At 67.7% G+C, this 1,104-nt stretch carries 1 pseudogene; it reads right to left on the bottom strand.

From position 1 onward, the window contains the following. Positions 1 to 965: pseudogene (locus IZR01_RS49260) on the bottom strand (ISKra4 family transposase); the annotation flags it as partial. Positions 966 to 1,104: the final 139 nt, after the last annotated feature.

Genomic DNA, 1,104 nt, shown 5'->3' with positions numbered 1-1,104 from the left:
CGGACCAGACGCAACTGCTGGTAGTGGCCGTCGATCAGGACGATCCAGGGGCGGCGGTGTTCGGGGTCGCGGCGGGCGGCCTCGTCGAACCCGGCGGCGATCACCGCGGCCGGGGCGTCGCGGACGCTGGCGAACAGCCACTTGCCGGTGGCTTTCGGCGGTGCCGCCTGTGGTGCCTGACGGCTGGCCATGATGTCGGCGCTGGTGCGCACGGCCGGTGCGGCATCGTAGACGCAGGCGATCTCGGCCATCCGCTTACGGTTGCGTTTCTCCCCGCGTGAGAGGCGTGTGGCCAACTTGGTGGAGGCCTTGGCTGCGGCTTTGGCGGTGTCCGGGCGCAGCGAGTCCGGTCGCATCACGATGCCTTTGCCGTCGAAGGTCAACACCAGCGCGTCGGCTTCCCGGCCCCGGCCTGGGCGGCGGACGGTCCAGAAGGCGTCCACATCCGCGGCAGCGGCCACCGCCAGCGCCTCGATCTGCCGCTTGCCGACCGTCACACCGGTGGCGCGGCAGATCGCGGCCTGCGCCTGCTCGAACGAGCCGCGCGTGGCCTCGATCGCCGCCAGCCGCCGCAGCCCGTGCGAATGTTCACGCTCGGGCAGATTCAACCCCACATCAGCGGGACACAGGTTGCTCGCCGCCAAGGCCCGATAGGCCAGCCGCCTGACTCTGACCGCCCCGAACACCGTGGTCAAGCCCCGCTCATGCCCAGACTCGACCCGAGAACGCGGCCGGTCCTCACCACAACCGACCACATCATCGCGCCGCACCTCACGCACAGCCCGCAAATCCAGATGATCCTGCAACAACGACCGCATCAACTCCCGGCCGGCCCCGGCCAGCCAGTCTTCCAACTCATCATGCGAGGCCGTATCAGCCAGTGGATGGGCCAACTCGGCCAGAATCCCGGCCACCTGCCCCAACGACCGGTCGAACGCACCCGAAGGATCGATCAACTCATACACTTGCACCCGAGGGCTCCTTCTCAACGTTCTGGCTTAGACACCTCGAACGTATCGACAAGGAGCCCTCTCAACACCCCGACCGGCCATCAAGCCCACGTCAAAAACACACCACAGGTCACTCCACAAGAGCCGCACCCAA

The sequence above is a fragment of the Catenulispora pinisilvae genome, assembly GCF_015356865.1.
In the GTDB taxonomy this organism is placed as follows: domain Bacteria; phylum Actinomycetota; class Actinomycetes; order Streptomycetales; family Catenulisporaceae; genus Catenulispora; species Catenulispora pinisilvae.
The sequence above is the reverse complement of the archived record's forward strand: the minus strand, read 5'-3'. Positions and strand labels throughout refer to the sequence as shown.